16 protein-coding genes are annotated in these 16189 nt (G+C 41.7%); 8 read left to right on the top strand and 8 right to left on the bottom strand.

Annotation, left to right across the window (positions count from 1 at the left end; all coding sequences use genetic code 11):
• Positions 1-4: 4 nt before the first annotated feature.
• The gene (locus ACUR5C_RS13100; protein WP_454465620.1) at positions 5-1687 is read right to left on the bottom strand and encodes an AAA family ATPase; all 1683 of its coding nucleotides are present in this window, start codon (positions 1685-1687) and stop codon (positions 5-7) included.
• 381 nt (positions 1688-2068) lie between these two features.
• Between ACUR5C_RS13100 and ACUR5C_RS13105 the strand changes: the two genes are divergently transcribed.
• Positions 2069-3295, top strand: coding sequence for a multifunctional CCA addition/repair protein (locus tag ACUR5C_RS13105; protein ID WP_454465621.1), 1227 nt, complete (start codon positions 2069-2071; stop codon positions 3293-3295).
• Between the two features lie 108 nt (positions 3296-3403).
• Here ACUR5C_RS13105 and ACUR5C_RS13110 read toward each other — a convergent pair whose 3' ends face one another.
• The 3 genes from ACUR5C_RS13110 to ACUR5C_RS13120 all read right to left on the bottom strand — a co-directional run bounded on the left by ACUR5C_RS13110 (position 3404) and on the right by ACUR5C_RS13120 (position 5861).
• Positions 3404-4207, bottom strand: coding sequence for an undecaprenyl-diphosphate phosphatase (locus ACUR5C_RS13110; protein WP_454465622.1), 804 nt, complete (start codon positions 4205-4207; stop codon positions 3404-3406).
• A 64-nt stretch (positions 4208-4271) separates the two neighbouring features.
• Positions 4272-4559, bottom strand: a complete 288-nt coding sequence (locus ACUR5C_RS13115) for a hypothetical protein (RefSeq protein WP_454465623.1) — start codon at positions 4557-4559, stop codon at positions 4272-4274.
• A 99-nt stretch (positions 4560-4658) separates the two neighbouring features.
• Positions 4659-5861, bottom strand: coding sequence for a class I SAM-dependent methyltransferase (locus ACUR5C_RS13120; protein WP_454465624.1), 1203 nt, complete (start codon positions 5859-5861; stop codon positions 4659-4661).
• 124 nt (positions 5862-5985) lie between these two features.
• Between ACUR5C_RS13120 and ACUR5C_RS13125 the strand changes: the two genes are divergently transcribed.
• Complete coding sequence (locus tag ACUR5C_RS13125) at positions 5986-6756, top strand: SDR family oxidoreductase (protein WP_454465625.1); 771 nt, start codon at positions 5986-5988, stop codon at positions 6754-6756.
• Positions 6757-6846: 90 nt separating this feature from the next.
• Here ACUR5C_RS13125 and folK read toward each other — a convergent pair whose 3' ends face one another.
• A complete protein-coding gene (gene folK / locus ACUR5C_RS13130; RefSeq protein ID WP_454465626.1) occupies positions 6847-7320 on the bottom strand; it encodes a 2-amino-4-hydroxy-6-hydroxymethyldihydropteridine diphosphokinase in 474 nt (157 codons plus the stop codon).
• Positions 7317-7673: a dihydroneopterin aldolase gene (folB, locus tag ACUR5C_RS13135; protein WP_454465627.1), complete on the bottom strand. Its 357-nt coding sequence runs from the start codon at positions 7671-7673 to the stop codon at positions 7317-7319. The genes folK and folB overlap by 4 nt, the downstream gene beginning before the upstream one ends.
• A gap of 105 nt (positions 7674-7778) precedes the next feature.
• Here folB and plsY point away from each other — a divergent pair, with 105 nt between their 5' ends.
• Complete coding sequence (gene plsY, locus ACUR5C_RS13140; RefSeq protein ID WP_454465628.1) at positions 7779-8408, top strand: glycerol-3-phosphate 1-O-acyltransferase PlsY; 630 nt, start codon at positions 7779-7781, stop codon at positions 8406-8408.
• Positions 8409-8466: 58 nt separating this feature from the next.
• Positions 8467-9336 (top strand): TraB/GumN family protein, encoded by an 870-nt coding sequence (locus tag ACUR5C_RS13145; protein ID WP_454465629.1) that lies wholly within the window; start codon positions 8467-8469, stop codon positions 9334-9336.
• A 94-nt stretch (positions 9337-9430) separates the two neighbouring features.
• On the opposite strand, the gene tsaD is transcribed toward ACUR5C_RS13145, so the two are convergent.
• Entirely contained in the window at positions 9431-10447 is a 1017-nt protein-coding gene (gene tsaD, locus ACUR5C_RS13150; RefSeq protein ID WP_454465630.1) for a tRNA (adenosine(37)-N6)-threonylcarbamoyltransferase complex transferase subunit TsaD, read from the bottom strand.
• Between the two features lie 269 nt (positions 10448-10716).
• Between tsaD and rpsU the strand changes: the two genes are divergently transcribed.
• The 4 genes from rpsU (at position 10717) to rpoD (ending at position 15582) form a co-directional block, all read left to right on the top strand.
• A complete protein-coding gene (rpsU, locus tag ACUR5C_RS13155) occupies positions 10717-10932 on the top strand; it encodes a 30S ribosomal protein S21 (protein WP_454465631.1) in 216 nt (71 codons plus the stop codon).
• Between the two features lie 62 nt (positions 10933-10994).
• Positions 10995-11441, top strand: coding sequence for a GatB/YqeY domain-containing protein (locus tag ACUR5C_RS13160; RefSeq protein WP_454465632.1), 447 nt, complete (start codon positions 10995-10997; stop codon positions 11439-11441).
• A 282-nt stretch (positions 11442-11723) separates the two neighbouring features.
• A complete protein-coding gene (gene dnaG / locus ACUR5C_RS13165; protein ID WP_454465633.1) occupies positions 11724-13532 on the top strand; it encodes a DNA primase in 1809 nt (602 codons plus the stop codon).
• 208 nt (positions 13533-13740) lie between these two features.
• Positions 13741-15582, top strand: a complete 1842-nt coding sequence (rpoD, locus tag ACUR5C_RS13170; RefSeq protein ID WP_454465634.1) for an RNA polymerase sigma factor RpoD — start codon at positions 13741-13743, stop codon at positions 15580-15582.
• A 78-nt stretch (positions 15583-15660) separates the two neighbouring features.
• Here rpoD and ACUR5C_RS13175 read toward each other — a convergent pair whose 3' ends face one another.
• Complete coding sequence (locus ACUR5C_RS13175; protein WP_454465635.1) at positions 15661-16119, bottom strand: hypothetical protein; 459 nt, start codon at positions 16117-16119, stop codon at positions 15661-15663.
• Between the last annotated feature and the right edge of the window lie 70 nt (positions 16120-16189).

Consider the following 16189-nt stretch of genomic DNA (forward strand, 5'->3'; position numbering starts at 1 on the left):
CACCTCAATCAGTAACTAATAAAGGGATCCCACTTAGGGTTTCCTGATTAATTTTCAATATTGTTTGCATTCCCGCAATACCGTCGGTATTGAGTTCACGCATAGCCTGATACTCAACTAGCAAAAACCGTAAATCAGCATTAAATAAATTAGTGATGGGCTGCTGACTATTTAAAATTAAGTTTAATCTTTGCGACAACCAGGTTACTGCTTCACCTTTATCGCCCTGCTTTAAATCTTCATTAAATCCCTGAGGTGCTTGCCACAAAGTAACAAATTCACCGGTCCAAATTGCAGAAAGTTCTTCAATGCGCATTTGACTTTCACGTTCACCAAATAAAAGCGTTGCCTCTAATCCGTTTAAGTTTTTTAGTACTCCCCAAAACTCTCCTTGTAATCCGGCCGAAAACTTTAACAGACTAGGTCTATTGAGCTCCCTTAATATTTGCCACTGACCCTTCGATTGATAACAACGCAGCCCGTACTCGGCAGCAAAGTTGCAGGCTTCTCCGTCGCGTAAAGGTCGATAGTCCAATTGCCAAAGTGCCAACAAATTGATCATTGAAAAAGTGCCGTTACTATCCCACCGTTGATCGCCCAATATTTTACTTAACATATCCTCTTGGCTAACTTTTTTATATTGAATAACGCCGCTATTAATTGGTTCTAATTTGGCCTGCTTAAGTTTTGAATTTACTGGTGTGTTGCTTTGCTGCGATTGACTCGAGCTCGCTTGGGTGTCAGCAACCACCAACTGCTGTTTACTTTGCCCAAACCAAAATGCGAGCAGAACTAAAACCACGACACCGGCAGCAATTAACGAGGGCTTTAACAAGGCACTTAAGTTTTTCGGCTCAGTTAACACTTCGCGAGATAATGGCTCTCCCATAACCTCTTTAACTGCTTCTACCATTACCGATTTACCCACTCTGTCCTGATGCCTTGCAGCTGCGGCGTATAAAGCGCGATCGCAAATAGTATTAATTAACCGAGGAATCCCCTGAGTTTTCAAATGTAAGTATTCGATTGCTTGGCGAGAGAATAAAGCTTTCGAACTCCCAGCAATACGCGTTCTATGCAAAATATAGGCGACGGTTTCTTTTAGTTGTAGCGGTCTTAAATGATAACGCGCGGTAATACGTTGCGCTAACTGCCTTAAGTCTCGTTGCGCGAGCTTTTCTTGCAATTCAGGCTGTCCTACAAGAATAATTTGTAATAGCTTTTCTTGATTGGTTTCTAAGTTAGTTAATAAACGAATTTGTTCGAGCACTTCGGTTTGTAAATTTTGTGCTTCATCTATCATCACAACCACATTTAAGTCTTGTTGATAGCAGAGCAATAAGTATTCGCTAAGTCGGTCCGTTAGTATTTTTAAGCTTTGGCAGTTATCTGGATAATCAATTTTTAGCTCATCGCAAATGGTTGCCAATAACTCTAAACTATTCAACTTGGGGTTTAGTACAAAAGCCAACCGAGTACTATCTGGCAATTGTTGAAGCAAACAGCGACAAACTGTGGTTTTGCCGGTGCCTACCTCTCCGGTGAGCAAAACAAAGCCGCCACCTTCATTCACGCCGTAAGTTAAATGTGACAAAGCCTCGCGATACCGATTGCTCATAAACAGAAATCGGGGATCAGGTGAAATGGAAAATGGCTTTTCCTTCAATGAAAAATAATCTAAATACATAGTCGCCAAATCTTTTTAAAACCAGCTACAATCAAAACAAACTCACTGTCTGTTATGTGCTGCAGAATTAATTAGATAATGTTTCCTTCTAGTTAGTAAAGTCAGTATAAAAGCTAAAATCGATTATATTACCAATGCGCAGTAACAAAGAACGAGCAGATCGCAATATTTAGCAAAACATGATGAGTGACAACCCTACAGCAAGTCAAGGACAAACAAGCTAGAGATGCCGCAGAAGCGGTTCTTTGCTAGATACTTTTAGCCTTTTATTGGTATGATAAGCAGCAATTTTTAAACCTTATAGTGACTTAGTTTTATTTGCAAAAAATAATCTGGGTCTAATTCATTGTTAAGTTCATAGTCGTTAAGTTTATAGTCGTTATGCAAATATATTTAGTTGGTGGTGCGGTAAGAGACAAGCTCCTTGATTATCCTGTTATAGAGCAGGACTGGGTCGTAGTGGGCGCAACACCGCAACAAATGCTTGACCAAGGCTATCAGCAAGTTGGCAAAGACTTTCCTGTATTTTTACACCCACAAACCCATGAAGAGTACGCTCTAGCTAGAACAGAAAGAAAAAGCGGTATGGGCTACCATGGCTTCGAAATACACACATCACCAGAAATTACTTTAGAGCAAGATTTAATTCGCCGTGACCTTACCATTAATGCCATTGCGATGGACTCTGACGGGCAAATTATTGACCCTTATAATGGTTTGTCAGATATTAAAAATAGAGTACTCAGGCATATTTCTCCTGCCTTTAGTGAAGATCCACTAAGAGTTTTACGAGTCGCTAGGTTCGCAGCTCGCTATCACCACTTAGGCTTTACTTTAGCACCAGAAACCCTTGCTCTCATGCGACAGCTTGGTGAAAGTGGTGAGCTTAACCATCTAGCAGCAGAGCGAGTTTGGAAAGAAACCAGTAGAGCGCTTACTGAGCGCAACCCGCAAGTCTTTTTTACTACCCTAAGAGCGAGTCATGCGCTTACATACTGGTTTACGGAGTTGGACGTTTTGTGGGGCGTTCCCAATCCGCCTAAATGGCACCCTGAAATTGATACCGGCGTTCACACCATGATGGTATTAGAGCAAGCTGCCCTGCTATCAAGTTCTGCAACAACGCGATTTGCCGCGGTATGCCACGATTTAGGTAAAGGCATTACCCCAAGTGATAAGCTTCCGAGCCACTATGGTCATGAGAAAAGTGGCATTCCGTTAATCGCTAAATTATGTCAACGTTTAAAAGCGCCGAATGAGTTTAAACAGCTAGCCCAAATAGCGAGCGAATTTCATTTGCACTTACATAAGCTAGACGAGTTAAAACCGCAAACCATTGTCAAAGTAATTGAGCAGACAGACGCGCTTAGAAAAAAAGAGCGATTTGAAGCTTTTTTACAAGTTTGTGAAGCTGACTTTAAAGGCCGCACAGGCTTTGAAAATAGACCCTATCCACAAGCGAATAAAATGCGACAAGCTTTAGCGCTTTGCGCTCAAGTAACCGCCAAACCTTTTATTGAAAAAGGCTTGGAGGGACCTCAAATTGGCCAAGCAATGCACTCTGAAAGGGTCAATAAAATAAAGCAATGGCTACACGCTGCAACATGATTAGAACTAACCATTAGGTTTTAGTATTCAAAATAAAATAAAAAGGCAATAAATTAATTCAAGCTAAGTTTAATCTCGTCGATTTATTCTAAATTTAATATTAAAAGTTTAAATCATCATTGTGACCAGCACAAGACCTAGCGCTAAGCGATAAAATATAAACGGCTTAAAGCCAATTTTATCTAATAAAATAAGAAAATAATGAATGCAGGCTAATGCAGCAAGCGCCGATACCACCGCACCTAACCCAATAAGTTCCCAGTTAACTGGCTCGCTTGCACTCACTAGTTCGTATGATTTTAATCCGCCCGGCAGAATAATGGCGGGGATTGATAATAGAAACGAAAAGCGAGCCGCCGCTTGTCGGGTTAAACCTAACATTAGCGCCGCAGTCATGGTAATACCAGAACGTGATGTTCCAGGAATTAACGCAATAGCTTGAGCACAGCCAACAAATAAAATATCTTTTGCCGATAAGCTGTACTCATCTCTGTTTTCACGTGCTTTGGCGTCAGCCCACCACAATACTAAAGCAAAAATAATGGTTGTTGCTGCTATCACTTGGGTTGCCCTTAAGTAATTGTCAACAATATCGAATAAACTAAAAATAACCCCCACAATTCCTACTGGAAATGTTCCCCAAATAACCGCCCAAGCTAACCGGCCATCAGCCGATTTGTGGCCTTTAAACACCCAACTAAACCAAGCCGAAGTCATATTAACTACTTCTTGCCTAAAATAAATAAGCACTGCAGTGAGTGAGCCGACATGCACTGCCACATCAAAAGCGAGTCCTTGCTCAGCCCAGCCAAGTAGCTGAGAAGGCAAAATAAGATGCGCCGAACTCGAAATAGGCAAAAACTCTGTGAGCCCTTGCAAAATAGCCAGTAAAACCGCTTGTAGCCAATCCATTTAATTTTCCTTGTATGAAACCTTTATTACCTATTGCGCTTGCCTATTGCAGCAACGGCTAGTGTTATTTATTTAAATAGTAAATTAGTGATAAAACCATCAATTGTGCAAAAGTGAATACCCAAAAATATAAACCGGCTAATAGCAGTTTAGGTATAAAGCCTTCAGCTCTTTTATTGCGAATACTTAAAAAAGTGGCGCACATCACCGAAATACCCATAACGGTAAGTAAATAAAGCTTCCACGGAAGTTCATTTGCCGCTGCGGCAAACGGACTAAATCCCCAAAGCGCCAGCATAAAAATAAGCGACTGCAGATAGGGTTTAATTAATGAGAAAGGATTGTATGACATTGAGTCTCTCTATCATCTATTTGTCAATTATTTGCATTTATACGTGAGGTAAACTTGATTCAACGCATAAAACTGGCGCTATTGTATAGAAATTCTAAACTACAATCGATATAAATGATCTTGCATTTGAAATCCTTTAAGACAAGCTGCACAGGCCTTGTTTAAACTAATTGCCTTCACTAGCTCGCCCATTTGTCCTGGAGTCATTAGTTTTTGCAATTGCTGACTTAAAGCGTAATTAGACTGGGTGTCTGCCTTTTCTGCCGCTTTAATTGCAGCCAAGTTAAGGATATCGTTTTCTAAGAGAAACCCTGCTTGAGTGGTAAACCCCATAACATCGAACCCGGCACAACTAGCAGACTCTGCCAGTTCGGTAAAGTCAACATGCGCGCTAATATCTTGTAGCCCTACTCGTTGCAAAGGCTCATGATTAGCTTGATGACGACTAAAGCATTTTAACGTTCCCACGTCACGCTGCGGATGATAATACTCACGCTGTGGGTAACCATAATCAAATAACAAGACACTACCAGCTTGCATAGATTCGTATATTGCATCTAACCAAGGGCTTACCTGAGGACGAAACTCTGTTTGGTAGCCTAGCGTAAACAGCTCTAATTGATTGAGTAATGGCGGTAAATTTTGCGCTAATATAACCGCGCCTTTAGCCAAGCCTAGCGCTTCATCCTCCAGCTCAACAACATCCATTTGTTGCCACCCTTGCGAGGTTCTAATAATTCTTTCGCATGGAATGGCATCAACTACTTCATTAGCTAAAATAACGCCGTTAAAATCCGTTGGAAGCGAGGCTAGCCACTCGACACGATCAATAAGTTCGGGCACTTCTTTGGTTAACAATTGAAACTGTTGGCTTTGCAAACTCGCTGACGGCTCTAAAATAAAATATTTGCTAGGCAGCGCGCTCTCGTTTGCTAAAGCCTTAATGATAGCCGCGGCCATGCTGCCGTTTCCTGCACCAAGCTCTAAAATGGCGCTCGAACGTTGTGGGTATTGCTGCGCAAATACATCAAAAAAGTCTTGCAAGCTACCCGCAATTGCTTGCCCAAACAGTTGGCTAATTTCTGGGGCAGTAACAAAATCACCTTGCTCTCCAAGCTTATGTAAGGCGTTTTGATAATAACCTAGCTCTGGCGCATACAAAGACATTTGCATAAACTCTGCAAAACTTATGCGGCCATTTCGACGCCTAATTTTATCTAGGATCAACTGTTTTAATCCTAGATGTACCTCTTCTGCTTGAGCTGAGAGTTCCACTTGATTTAACCCAGAGTTTAATTGCATTCGCTAAGTGAGCTCGATTAAGATGTTAGTGCGATTCACCAATACTAAAGTGTATAACTATAAAAGACTAGCCTATGCCAATATCATTTAACGCCAGCCAAGCAAAATCAACTGCACCATTAAGATGAGACCTTGTTTTATCATTAGTGGAGCTGCCAAGCGAATTGGTAAAGCCACCGCAATTCAACTAGTTAAAGCTGGCTGTAATATTGTGCTTCACTACCACCACTCTGCACAGGCTGCGGTTGAAGTAAAAGAACAACTCAATCTTATTTCTGCTAATAGCTGCGCGCTAATCAAAGCCGATCTTAACGATTTCGCAACCCATCCAGAAATAATTCAATGCGCCTTGCAGCATTTTGGGCGATTAGACGGATTGGTCAACAATGCATCGCTGTTTTACCCTACGCCTTTAGTTAATCTCAACCATGAGCAAGCAGAGGTGGTCCCAGAACCCGCAGACTTATTGCAACAGCTTCGCTTAAACTGGCGCGCACCAACTAATTTGGCCTATTTAACCAGCCAAAGCATCACTCAAGAGACGGGAGCCATCGTTAATTTGGTCGATATTTATGCGCAAGCTGGTTTAACCCAACATACCATTTACGTCGCATCTAAAGCCGCACTAAAAGCGAGTACGCGTAGCTTGGCTTTGCAGCTAGCACCTAAAATAAGAGTTAACGGGGTTGCTCCTGGTGCTATCTTATGGCCAGAACAAAATTCCACCAGCCAGATTGAACAAACCCAGCAAAACCAAATTTTGGCTCATTCCGCCGTAAAGCAATTAGGCACGCCACAACACATAGCCGCCACCATCGAATTTTTATTACTGCAAGGTCATTACATTACCGGGCAAACCATTAGCGTCGATGGTGGACGCAAAGACTATATTTAATCGATACGATTAATGCTAGCCAATGGTTTGTTATTAATGGCTTGATATTGAGGCTAAAAGAAGGGCTTGATTTTTACCACTAAATCACAGCTAATCAAGTGGCACAATCGGTTGTGATGCGGCATCAAAAGCTTGCCATAATTGAGCATAGTTTTTGCTTCCACCGGGTTCAACTAAGTCTGGAGCTAACTCTGCTAAGGGCCACAGAACATAAGCGCTTTCGCGGATTTCAGGACGCGGTAACACAATTGGTTGCTGGCAAACATGATCGGCGTACAATAAAATATCAATATCGATATGGCGCGAAGAAAACTTGTCACCTTCACGTACTCTGCCTAACTGATCTTCGAGTAATTTAATTTCTTCAATTAACTCGACTAAAGTCGACTTTGTCTCAATCTCGGCCACTAAATTAATAAAATCATCACCCTCAAAGCCAACGGCTTTGCTTTTAAAGCTTCTGGAGAAACGCACTTGCGAGTATTGGTTAGTTAAGGCTTGCTTCGCCAAAGCAATATGCTGCTGTGGACTAATGTTACTACCTAATCCTAAAAAAGCTTTCAATCTGGAGAGCCTCGCTGAATTTTAACGCCCACACTTTTTGCGACGCTTACCGCCCCCGGTTTATCTAAAGTCAGCGACAACCATTTTACAGGAAACTTCTCTAGGATCATTGTTGCTACTTTTTCAGCGACAGTTTCTACAAGTTGATACTCGCTTGCTTCTACCATGTCATGAACCGCGTGCGAAATCGCTTTATAATCTAAAGTATCTACAAGTGCGTCACTAGCGGCTGCTTTCGCAATATCAGTCCCTAGTTCAAAGTTAAATACCAGCTTTTGCTTAATTTCTCTTTCCCAGTCAAACACGCCGATCACGGTTCTTACTTCTAAATCTCGAATAAATACGATGTCCATTAGGTCTCTTTTCAGTAAATTGGTCATTTTATGCGATTCTATTTGGATATGGTTTCATTTACAATCAAAGCTCTTAACTGTTTAAAATAATCTGATTTTAAAATAATGGACTTTACTTTTGCTGGATTCTTGGTTTTTGCCTATCTCAGTGGCTCAATTTCCACTGCGATATTAGTGTGCAAAATATTAACCCTTCCCGATCCAAGAATCATTGGCTCTCACAACCCCGGCGCGACCAACGTGTTACGAATTGGTGGTAAAAAAGCGGCGATTGCAACATTAATTGGCGACATTTTGAAAACCGGTTTGCCACTGTTAATTGCACTTAACTTTAACTTGCAGCTCAATCAACTTATTTGGATAGGTGCGAGTGCGCTTTTAGGTCACTGTTTTCCCCTATTTTATCAATTTAAAGGCGGCAAAGGAGTCGCTAGTATTTTCGCAATTACCCTATTATTGCTACCCCAACTCGGCGTTATCTCACTGGGCGCTTGGTTTATTACCGCACTCACTTTTAAACGCTCTTCTTTAGCTTCATTAATTGCATGTTGTACCTTGGCAACTTTTAGCTACCACTTTCAAGCCGATGTATTTTGGGAGGTGCTTTGCTTAACATTGATTGTGCTACTTCGCCATTTGAGTAATATAAAGAATTTAATTTTGAGAAAAGAGCCTTTAATTGGCGACAGTTTGAGCCAAAGCTCGACAGAGGAGTTACATAACCGCTCTCATTAAACTCGCCATGCTTATAGCGGCAAAAACTATTTTTAACTCGATAAATAAGGAAATTATTTTGAAAAAACGATTGATCAGCCTGAGTCTTCTTGTCATTTGTTGCAATTGGAGCAGCCTCATACTGGCGAAATCCAGTGTTTGGAAAGTCACTAAAGGCAACAATAGCGTATATATTGGCGGTACGGTACATATTTTAAGAGCGCAAGATTACCCGCTGCCAGCTGAGTTTAATCAAGCTTATAAAGCAGCCGACAAACTTGTTTTTGAAACCGATATGCTAAAGATGCAAGATCCTCAGCTAGCGGTCACTATGGTGAAAGCACTAAGTTATGCAGACCAAACCACGCTGCAGTCGACTATTTCAAATGAAACTTATCAAAAATTAGTTAATTATACTGAGAGTATCGGATTTCCAATCAATTATTTACGCAAAGCCAAACCTGGCATGGTAATGTCAACTTTAGTTGTGATGGAAATGCAACGTGCGGGATTCACCTCGCCAGGTGTTGACTTACACTTTACTAATTTAGCCCAAAACGACCACAAAGAACGCCTACAGTTAGAAACTATCGAAGAACAATTAGCCTTTCTAGCAGGGCTTGGAAAGGGACATGAAGAAGATTTTTACCAAAAGCTATTGCTTGATCTGGATAACATGCAAGAACAAATTAAAGCCATTATTGCCTATTGGCGCGCGGGCGATATCACTGCACTAGACAAAGAAATGAACCAGTTGATGAAAAGTACATTCCCACAAATGTACCAAGACCTTTTGGTCAAGCGAAATAAAAACTGGATGCCAAAGCTGAAAGCCTTTTTTACGACACCAGAAGTTGAATTTATTTTAGTCGGAGCGGCGCATCTTGCTGGCGAAGACAGCATATTAGCCATGCTAAAAAACCAAGGCTTTCAAGTCACCCAGCTATAGTCTAAACAACTCGCAGCGCGCCAATGCGCTCGTGGATAACCGACAAATCAGTCTTAAATAAACTGCCGGTAAAGCAGCCTAAGTTTGGCCCGCTTTACCCGGCTTGGCCCATTGGCCAACGCGGCATGACTTGAATTCCCCAGTCTGGATCTTGACGCTTTAAATAGTGACAATACCCAGCGTAAGCAATCATTGCCCCGTTGTCTGTACAGTATTCATGTCGTGGATAATAAACTTCACCATTAAGGCTTTGCATTACAGATTGTAACTGCTCACGCAAAAATAAGTTAGCGCTTACCCCCCCGGCAACCACTAATTTGTTTCGCCCAGTTTGCTTTAAAGCGCGTTTACATTTGATCACTAAAGTGTCCACTACAGCGGCCTGAAAAGCCTCTGCTATGTTTGCTTTAGATTGCTCACAGCCATCCGAAGCGGCAATTCGATTCGCTGCAAATGTTTTTAGCCCACTAAAACTAAAATCGAGCCCAGGCCTGTCGGTCATTGGGCGCGGAAAACGCACTTCAGTGCCTTGCCCTTGCTCTGCCAGTTTGGCAAGTAGCGGCCCGCCTGGGTAATCTAGCCCCATAATTTTTGCGGTTTTATCAAATGCTTCGCCGGCGGCATCGTCAATAGACTCTCCAATAATGGCATAGTCTCCTAACCCTTTTACGTCAACAAGCATGGTGTGTCCGCCAGAAACTAAAAGCGCCAAAAATGGAAACTCAGGAGGATTATCTTCTAGCATGGGTGCCAATAAATGACCTTCTAAATGATGAACTCCAATGGCAGGCTTTTTCCATGCGTAAGCCAAACTCTTACCAATACTCGCACCAACTAATAATGCGCCAATCAACCCGGGCCCCTGAGTATAAGCAATTGCCGCTATGTCACCTGGCGCACAATTAGCTTGCGCCAATGCTGAGCGAATTAACGGAATGGTTTTTCTCACATGATCTCGTGACGCCAACTCAGGTACTACTCCACCAAATTCTTGGTGTAACTTAATCTGCGAGTAGAGCTGATGAGCAATAACACCTTGCTCGCTATCATAGATAGCTATCCCGGTTTCGTCACAGGAGCTTTCGATACCTAAAATACGGACTGAATCCACAAATATTGCCTATGTAAGTTGAATACCTTTATTTTAAACTAACGCTTTAACAATGAAAATGCTAAAGTCTGCGCAGCCTTAGAGCCATCGATCATACAGATCAATTCGAATACTACCAAAAAATATTCGTTTAGCTTTGCATTCAGGTAAAAAAAGCAGTAGAATCTGCGCCCTCGTTGTTTTTGACGAAATTTTAACCGAATTTTATTTTTAACAGTAACTAATCGCTTAATGGCTAGGCCCATTAGCAAAATGCCAGGATTATTTAAATGCCAGCAGTTAAACTGAAAGAGAACGAACCTTTTGATATTGCTTTACGTCGCTTCAAGCGCTCTTGTGAAAAAGCAGGAATCCTTTCTGAAGTACGTCGTCGTGAGCACTATGAAAAGCCAACTTCTGTACGTAAACGCAAAAAAGCTGCAGCGGTAAAACGTGCACTTAAAAAAGCTTCTCGCGACCAATTAAAGCGTAAGCGTTTATACTAAGAGCGAAAGCTCTTCGAGAATTAGAAGTTATCCATACTTTAACTTTTTAGTAGGCACTTCCTATGTCAGCTTTGCTATCGCAAATTAAAGACGGTATGAAAGACGCAATGCGCGCTAAACAAAAAGAGCGCCTTACTGCGATCAGAATGCTACTTGCTCAGGTTAAGCAAGTCGAAGTAGACGAACGAAAAGAAGTTACCGATGCGGACATACTCGCCATTCTCGATAAAATGATTAAGCAGCGCAAAGACTCTATCAGTCAATTTGAGTCTGCGGGTCGACAAGAACTCGCAGATATTGAAAAACTTGAAATAGAAGCGCTGCAAACATTTTTACCGCAAGCTTTAAGCGAAGATGAAATCGCGCAAATGATAGAATCTGCTATCGCAGAAAGTGGCGCTGAGTCAATGCGCGATATGGGCAAAGTCATGGCGATTCTCAAACCACAGATTCAAGGCCGAGCCGATGCTGGTGCCGTCAGTGGACAAGTAAAAAAGCAACTTGGCTAAGCCGCTTTTCGCATCCAGAGAGCCACAATGCCTGAGTGCTGCATAAACTAGCGCCAAAGCTCTTTTCAATTCAGTAAATCTTTTTATATCAATGAGTTAAAGGTATTTTATATTTAACTCTTAAACCGTATATTTACGTTCAATATTGTTGTTTTAAAATAGTTTTAGTTTCAAATATCACTCAATCATTAATGGCACAACACAGATCCATCAGGTAATATCTCTGCTAATTATTTTAGTAACCAGCACGTATTTTAAGAAAGGTAAGTATTAGTTTTCACTATGGCCGGCCGAATTCCTCAATCTTTTATAAACGAACTACTAGCAAGAGTTGATCTTGTTGAAGTAATTGATCGGCGTGTTAGTTTAAAAAAGACTGGGCGTAACTATTCAGCCTGTTGTCCATTTCATAATGAAAAAACCCCCTCTTTTTCAGTCAATCCAGATAAACAGTTTTACTACTGCTTTGGGTGCGGTGCGAGCGGTAATGCGCTGACCTTTATAATGGAATATGAAGGCCAAGAGTTTGTTACTGCGATTGAAGATTTAGCCAGTAGTTTAGCAATGGAAGTCCCGCGAGAAGCCTATTCCGGCGAGCAAAACAATCAACACAGTGAACTGTTTCCATTAATGGAAAAAGTCGCTCAATATTATCAACAACAGCTAAAGTCTCACCCAGAGGCTAAGAAAGCGGTTGAATACCTTAAAAACCGCGGCTTAAGCGGTGAAATAGCCAAGCAATACGGTATCGGTTATGCACCGCCAGAATGGCAGAACTTAAGTCATTTGGATAAGGAAGCTAAAAAGCTTCAAGAAAACCTAGTTGAAACAGGCATGATGATAGAAAAAGAAAACGGTCATGCATACGATAGGTTTCGAGACAGAATCATGTTTCCCATTCGCAATCGACGAGGCCAAGTTTTAGGCTTTGGTGGCCGAGTTATTGATAAGGGCGAGCCCAAATACCTTAACTCTCCCGAAACCGTCTTGTTTCATAAAGGCCAAGAGCTGTACGGTTTATTCGAAATGCGTCGCCAGTTACGTAATATTGAAAGTATTATCATTGTAGAAGGCTATATGGACGTGGTAGCGCTTGCTCAATTTGGAATTTATAATGCGGCAGCTACTCTAGGCACTGCGACATCTAGTGAGCACTTACAATCTTTATTTAGAATTTGTCCTAAAGTGGTATTTTGTTTCGACGGAGATAACGCAGGTAAAGCGGCAGCGTTGCGGGCGCTAAAACATGCCTTACCACTGGTTCGCAATACTCGTGAAATCCGCTTAATGTTTTTACCCGACGGCGAAGATCCTGATAGCCTAGTAAGAAAAATTGGTACCAATGCTTTTCAACAACGTGTTGAAGAATCAATGACACTCTTCGATCACTTAATCGACTACTTAAAATCTCAAGTTGATATGAACACTTTTGAAGGTCCCGCCCGCTTAATCCATATTGCGAAGCCCTACTTTTCATCAATTGTCGATCCGATTTTAAGTGCTCGTTTTAGCCAACGCTTGTGCGAGCTTTCTGGTTTAAATAATGAGCAACTCGAACAAGTACTTAAGCAAGATTCGCAGCCGCCAAGTAGCACGCACCAAGCAACACAATCAACGTCAGAAAGTCATGACAAAACGAGCCCAAAAACGCCTTCAAGCGCGCAAACTAATCGCTCGCAAGCGCCTAAAGCACCTCCTTTTAGACGCGCGATTGCACTGTTACTCCAGTTTCCAGAGGCTATTCCGGCAGCCGAGCTAGCTTGGTTAAAAGATATTCAAGAGCCCGGCGCTTCTATTCTATGTGAGATAATCCAGTTGCTGCGTGACAATGAGAGCATGACCACGGCAATGTTAGTGGAAAACTGGCGTGATCGCCCAGAAATGAAGCACTTGCAAAAACTCGCAACAATGCCTTTGTTTAGCGACTCAGAAAGAGCACCAATAGAGCTTTGCGAAATCTTTAAACGCTTAGAAAAAACTTACGTGATTGAACAGTGGGATAATTTAATTGCTAAATCTCGCGAAGAGCCTTTAAATGACGAAGAAAAGACCCTATTAAAGCAATTACAACAAGCAATGAAATCGCATTAACGGCGGATTCTATGCTTTAGCTCACATATTGAGATAATTTCAGTCCAAATCGACACTTATTTTGTCATTTATACTCTCTTGGTGGTTAGTAATCTTGCTGATTAACTACTAGACTGTGTATAATTGGCGGTTTCGTGTTCACTGAGTTGATTTCAGTAAATTCGATGATTGTATAATTTTATTACACCCGATCTAAGGTTAAATTTGAATGGCAGATAACATCAAATCACAGCAGTCTCAGCTGAAGTTATTGATTACCCGTGGTAAAGAACAAGGTTACCTCACTTATGCTGAAGTTAATGATCACCTGCCACCGGATATTGTTGATCCGGATCAGGTAGAAGACATTATCAGTATGATAAATGACATGGGTATTCAGGTTTACGAAGCAGCGCCAGAGGCCGACGCTTTACTGATGAATGAAACTTCTGCAACCGATGAAGACGCAGCAGAAGAAGCTGCGGCGGCACTCGCGAGTGTTGACAGTGAATTTGGAAGAACAACCGACCCAGTGCGCATGTATATGCGTGAAATGGGCACAGTTGAACTATTGACCCGTGAAGGCGAAATTGAAATTGCGCGTCGCATAGAAGACGGCATCCGCCAAGTTCTCGCTTCAATTGCAGAATACCCAGAAACCATTTCAACTTTATTGGACGAATATGATCGTTATCAAGCAGGTGAAATTCGCTTAACCGATATCATCACCGGATATGCCGATGGCGAAGAAGATGCTGCAAGTGCTGCAACTCACGTTGGTTCTGAGGTCCCGCAGGATGAAATCGACGATGAAGACGATGATATCGATGACGATAGCGATGATGACGAAGCAGCTCAAGGCCCAGATCCAGAGATAGCCGCAGAGTTTTTTGGCGAGTTACGTCAACATTTCGAGAAATCAATTGCAGCCATTGCTAAATATGGTCGCAAACATAAAACCGCTGTAAAACATATTGAATCAATGCGTGAGTCTTTCTTAAAGTTCAGACTATTACCCAAAATGTTTGATCGCTTATCTGAGCGCATGCGTTCACGTATGGCAACTTTAAGAACTCAAGAAAGACTCATCATGAAGTTGGCTACTGAAACCGCAAAAATGCCACGTAAAGAGTTTATTCGCAGCTTTCCAGGCAATGAAACCAATACCAAATGGGTTGACTCAATTTTAGCCAAAGACAGTGATTATAAAGAGCGTTTAGAAGAAGTTGCCGAAGATATCATTCGCGCCCAAAACAAAATGCTTAAAGTGGAAGTCGACAGTAATTTAACTATTTCAGAAGTTAAAGAAACCAACCGTCGAATGTCTATTGGCGAAGCTAAAGCCCGTAGAGCCAAAAAAGAAATGGTAGAAGCTAACTTACGATTAGTTATTTCGATCGCTAAAAAGTATACCAATCGCGGCCTTCAGTTCCTCGACTTAATCCAAGAAGGCAATATTGGCCTGATGAAAGCTGTAGACAAATTTGAATATCGTCGCGGTTACAAATTTTCAACCTATGCAACTTGGTGGATTCGCCAGGCAATAACGCGTTCTATCGCAGACCAAGCTAGAACTATTAGAATCCCGGTTCATATGATTGAAACAATTAATAAACTAAACCGTATTTCTCGCCAAATGCTTCAAGAAATGGGACGCGAACCGCAGCCTGAAGAATTAGCAGAGCGTATGGAAATGCCAGAAGATAAAATTCGCAAAGTACTTAAAATTGCTAAAGAGCCTATTTCAATGGAGACTCCAATTGGCGATGATGAAGATTCGCACTTAGGCGACTTTATTGAAGATGGCAACCAAGACTCACCGATTGATTCTGCCACATCAGAAAGTCTAAGAGAAGCAACCAAAACGGTACTGTCAGGGCTTACGGCAAGAGAAGCAAAAGTTCTTAGAATGCGGTTTGGTATCGATATGAACACCGATCACACACTAGAAGAGGTTGGTAAGCAATTTGATGTTACTCGTGAACGAATTCGTCAAATTGAAGCTAAAGCACTACGTAAGCTTCGCCATCCGACTCGTTCTGATCAACTACGTAGCTTTTTAGACGAGTAAGCGATGAGTTAGCGCTCAAGCTATTAAATAAAAAAGAGCCTTTCGGCTCTTTTTTATTACCTGGAAAAAACCAAAGCTTTAACACATTGATTTAGGAACCGCAGAGACTACCTGAGCGTCAGCGCGAGAATTGGTATCGGTTTGCATTAAATAACAATTTCCATCGTCACCCTGTTGATACCATTTTTTTTGCTCTGGTGATAATTTAGTACTTTGTGATCGGCTAGGCAGAGTGTAACCGTTAGTTAGCTCATCTTCGCTAGTCGTCGTTGTAGTTGTGGTAACCTTTTGAGTAATGCTTTTAACTGGATCGGGTTCATCGTGCTCATGCCCCGCTTCACTAATTGCATGCCCAATTAAACCGCCAATAAGTAATGCCCCTAACACTTTACCAGCATTAGAATGCCCATGAACTCCCACTGAAAGGTGGCTGTGATGTCGATGATGGTGATGAGAAGACGCCCTATAGTGACTAGAGCATGCAGTCAGCAAAAGTAGTACTGGAAGTAGCAGTAAAGAATAATTTCGTTTCATCATAACCTCAGCCAATTTATTCAAACCGATTTCAATCGTGTCATCTAAAATAACAAAAGATTATTAACCTAAA

This window comes from Aliikangiella aequoris, assembly GCF_053709105.1.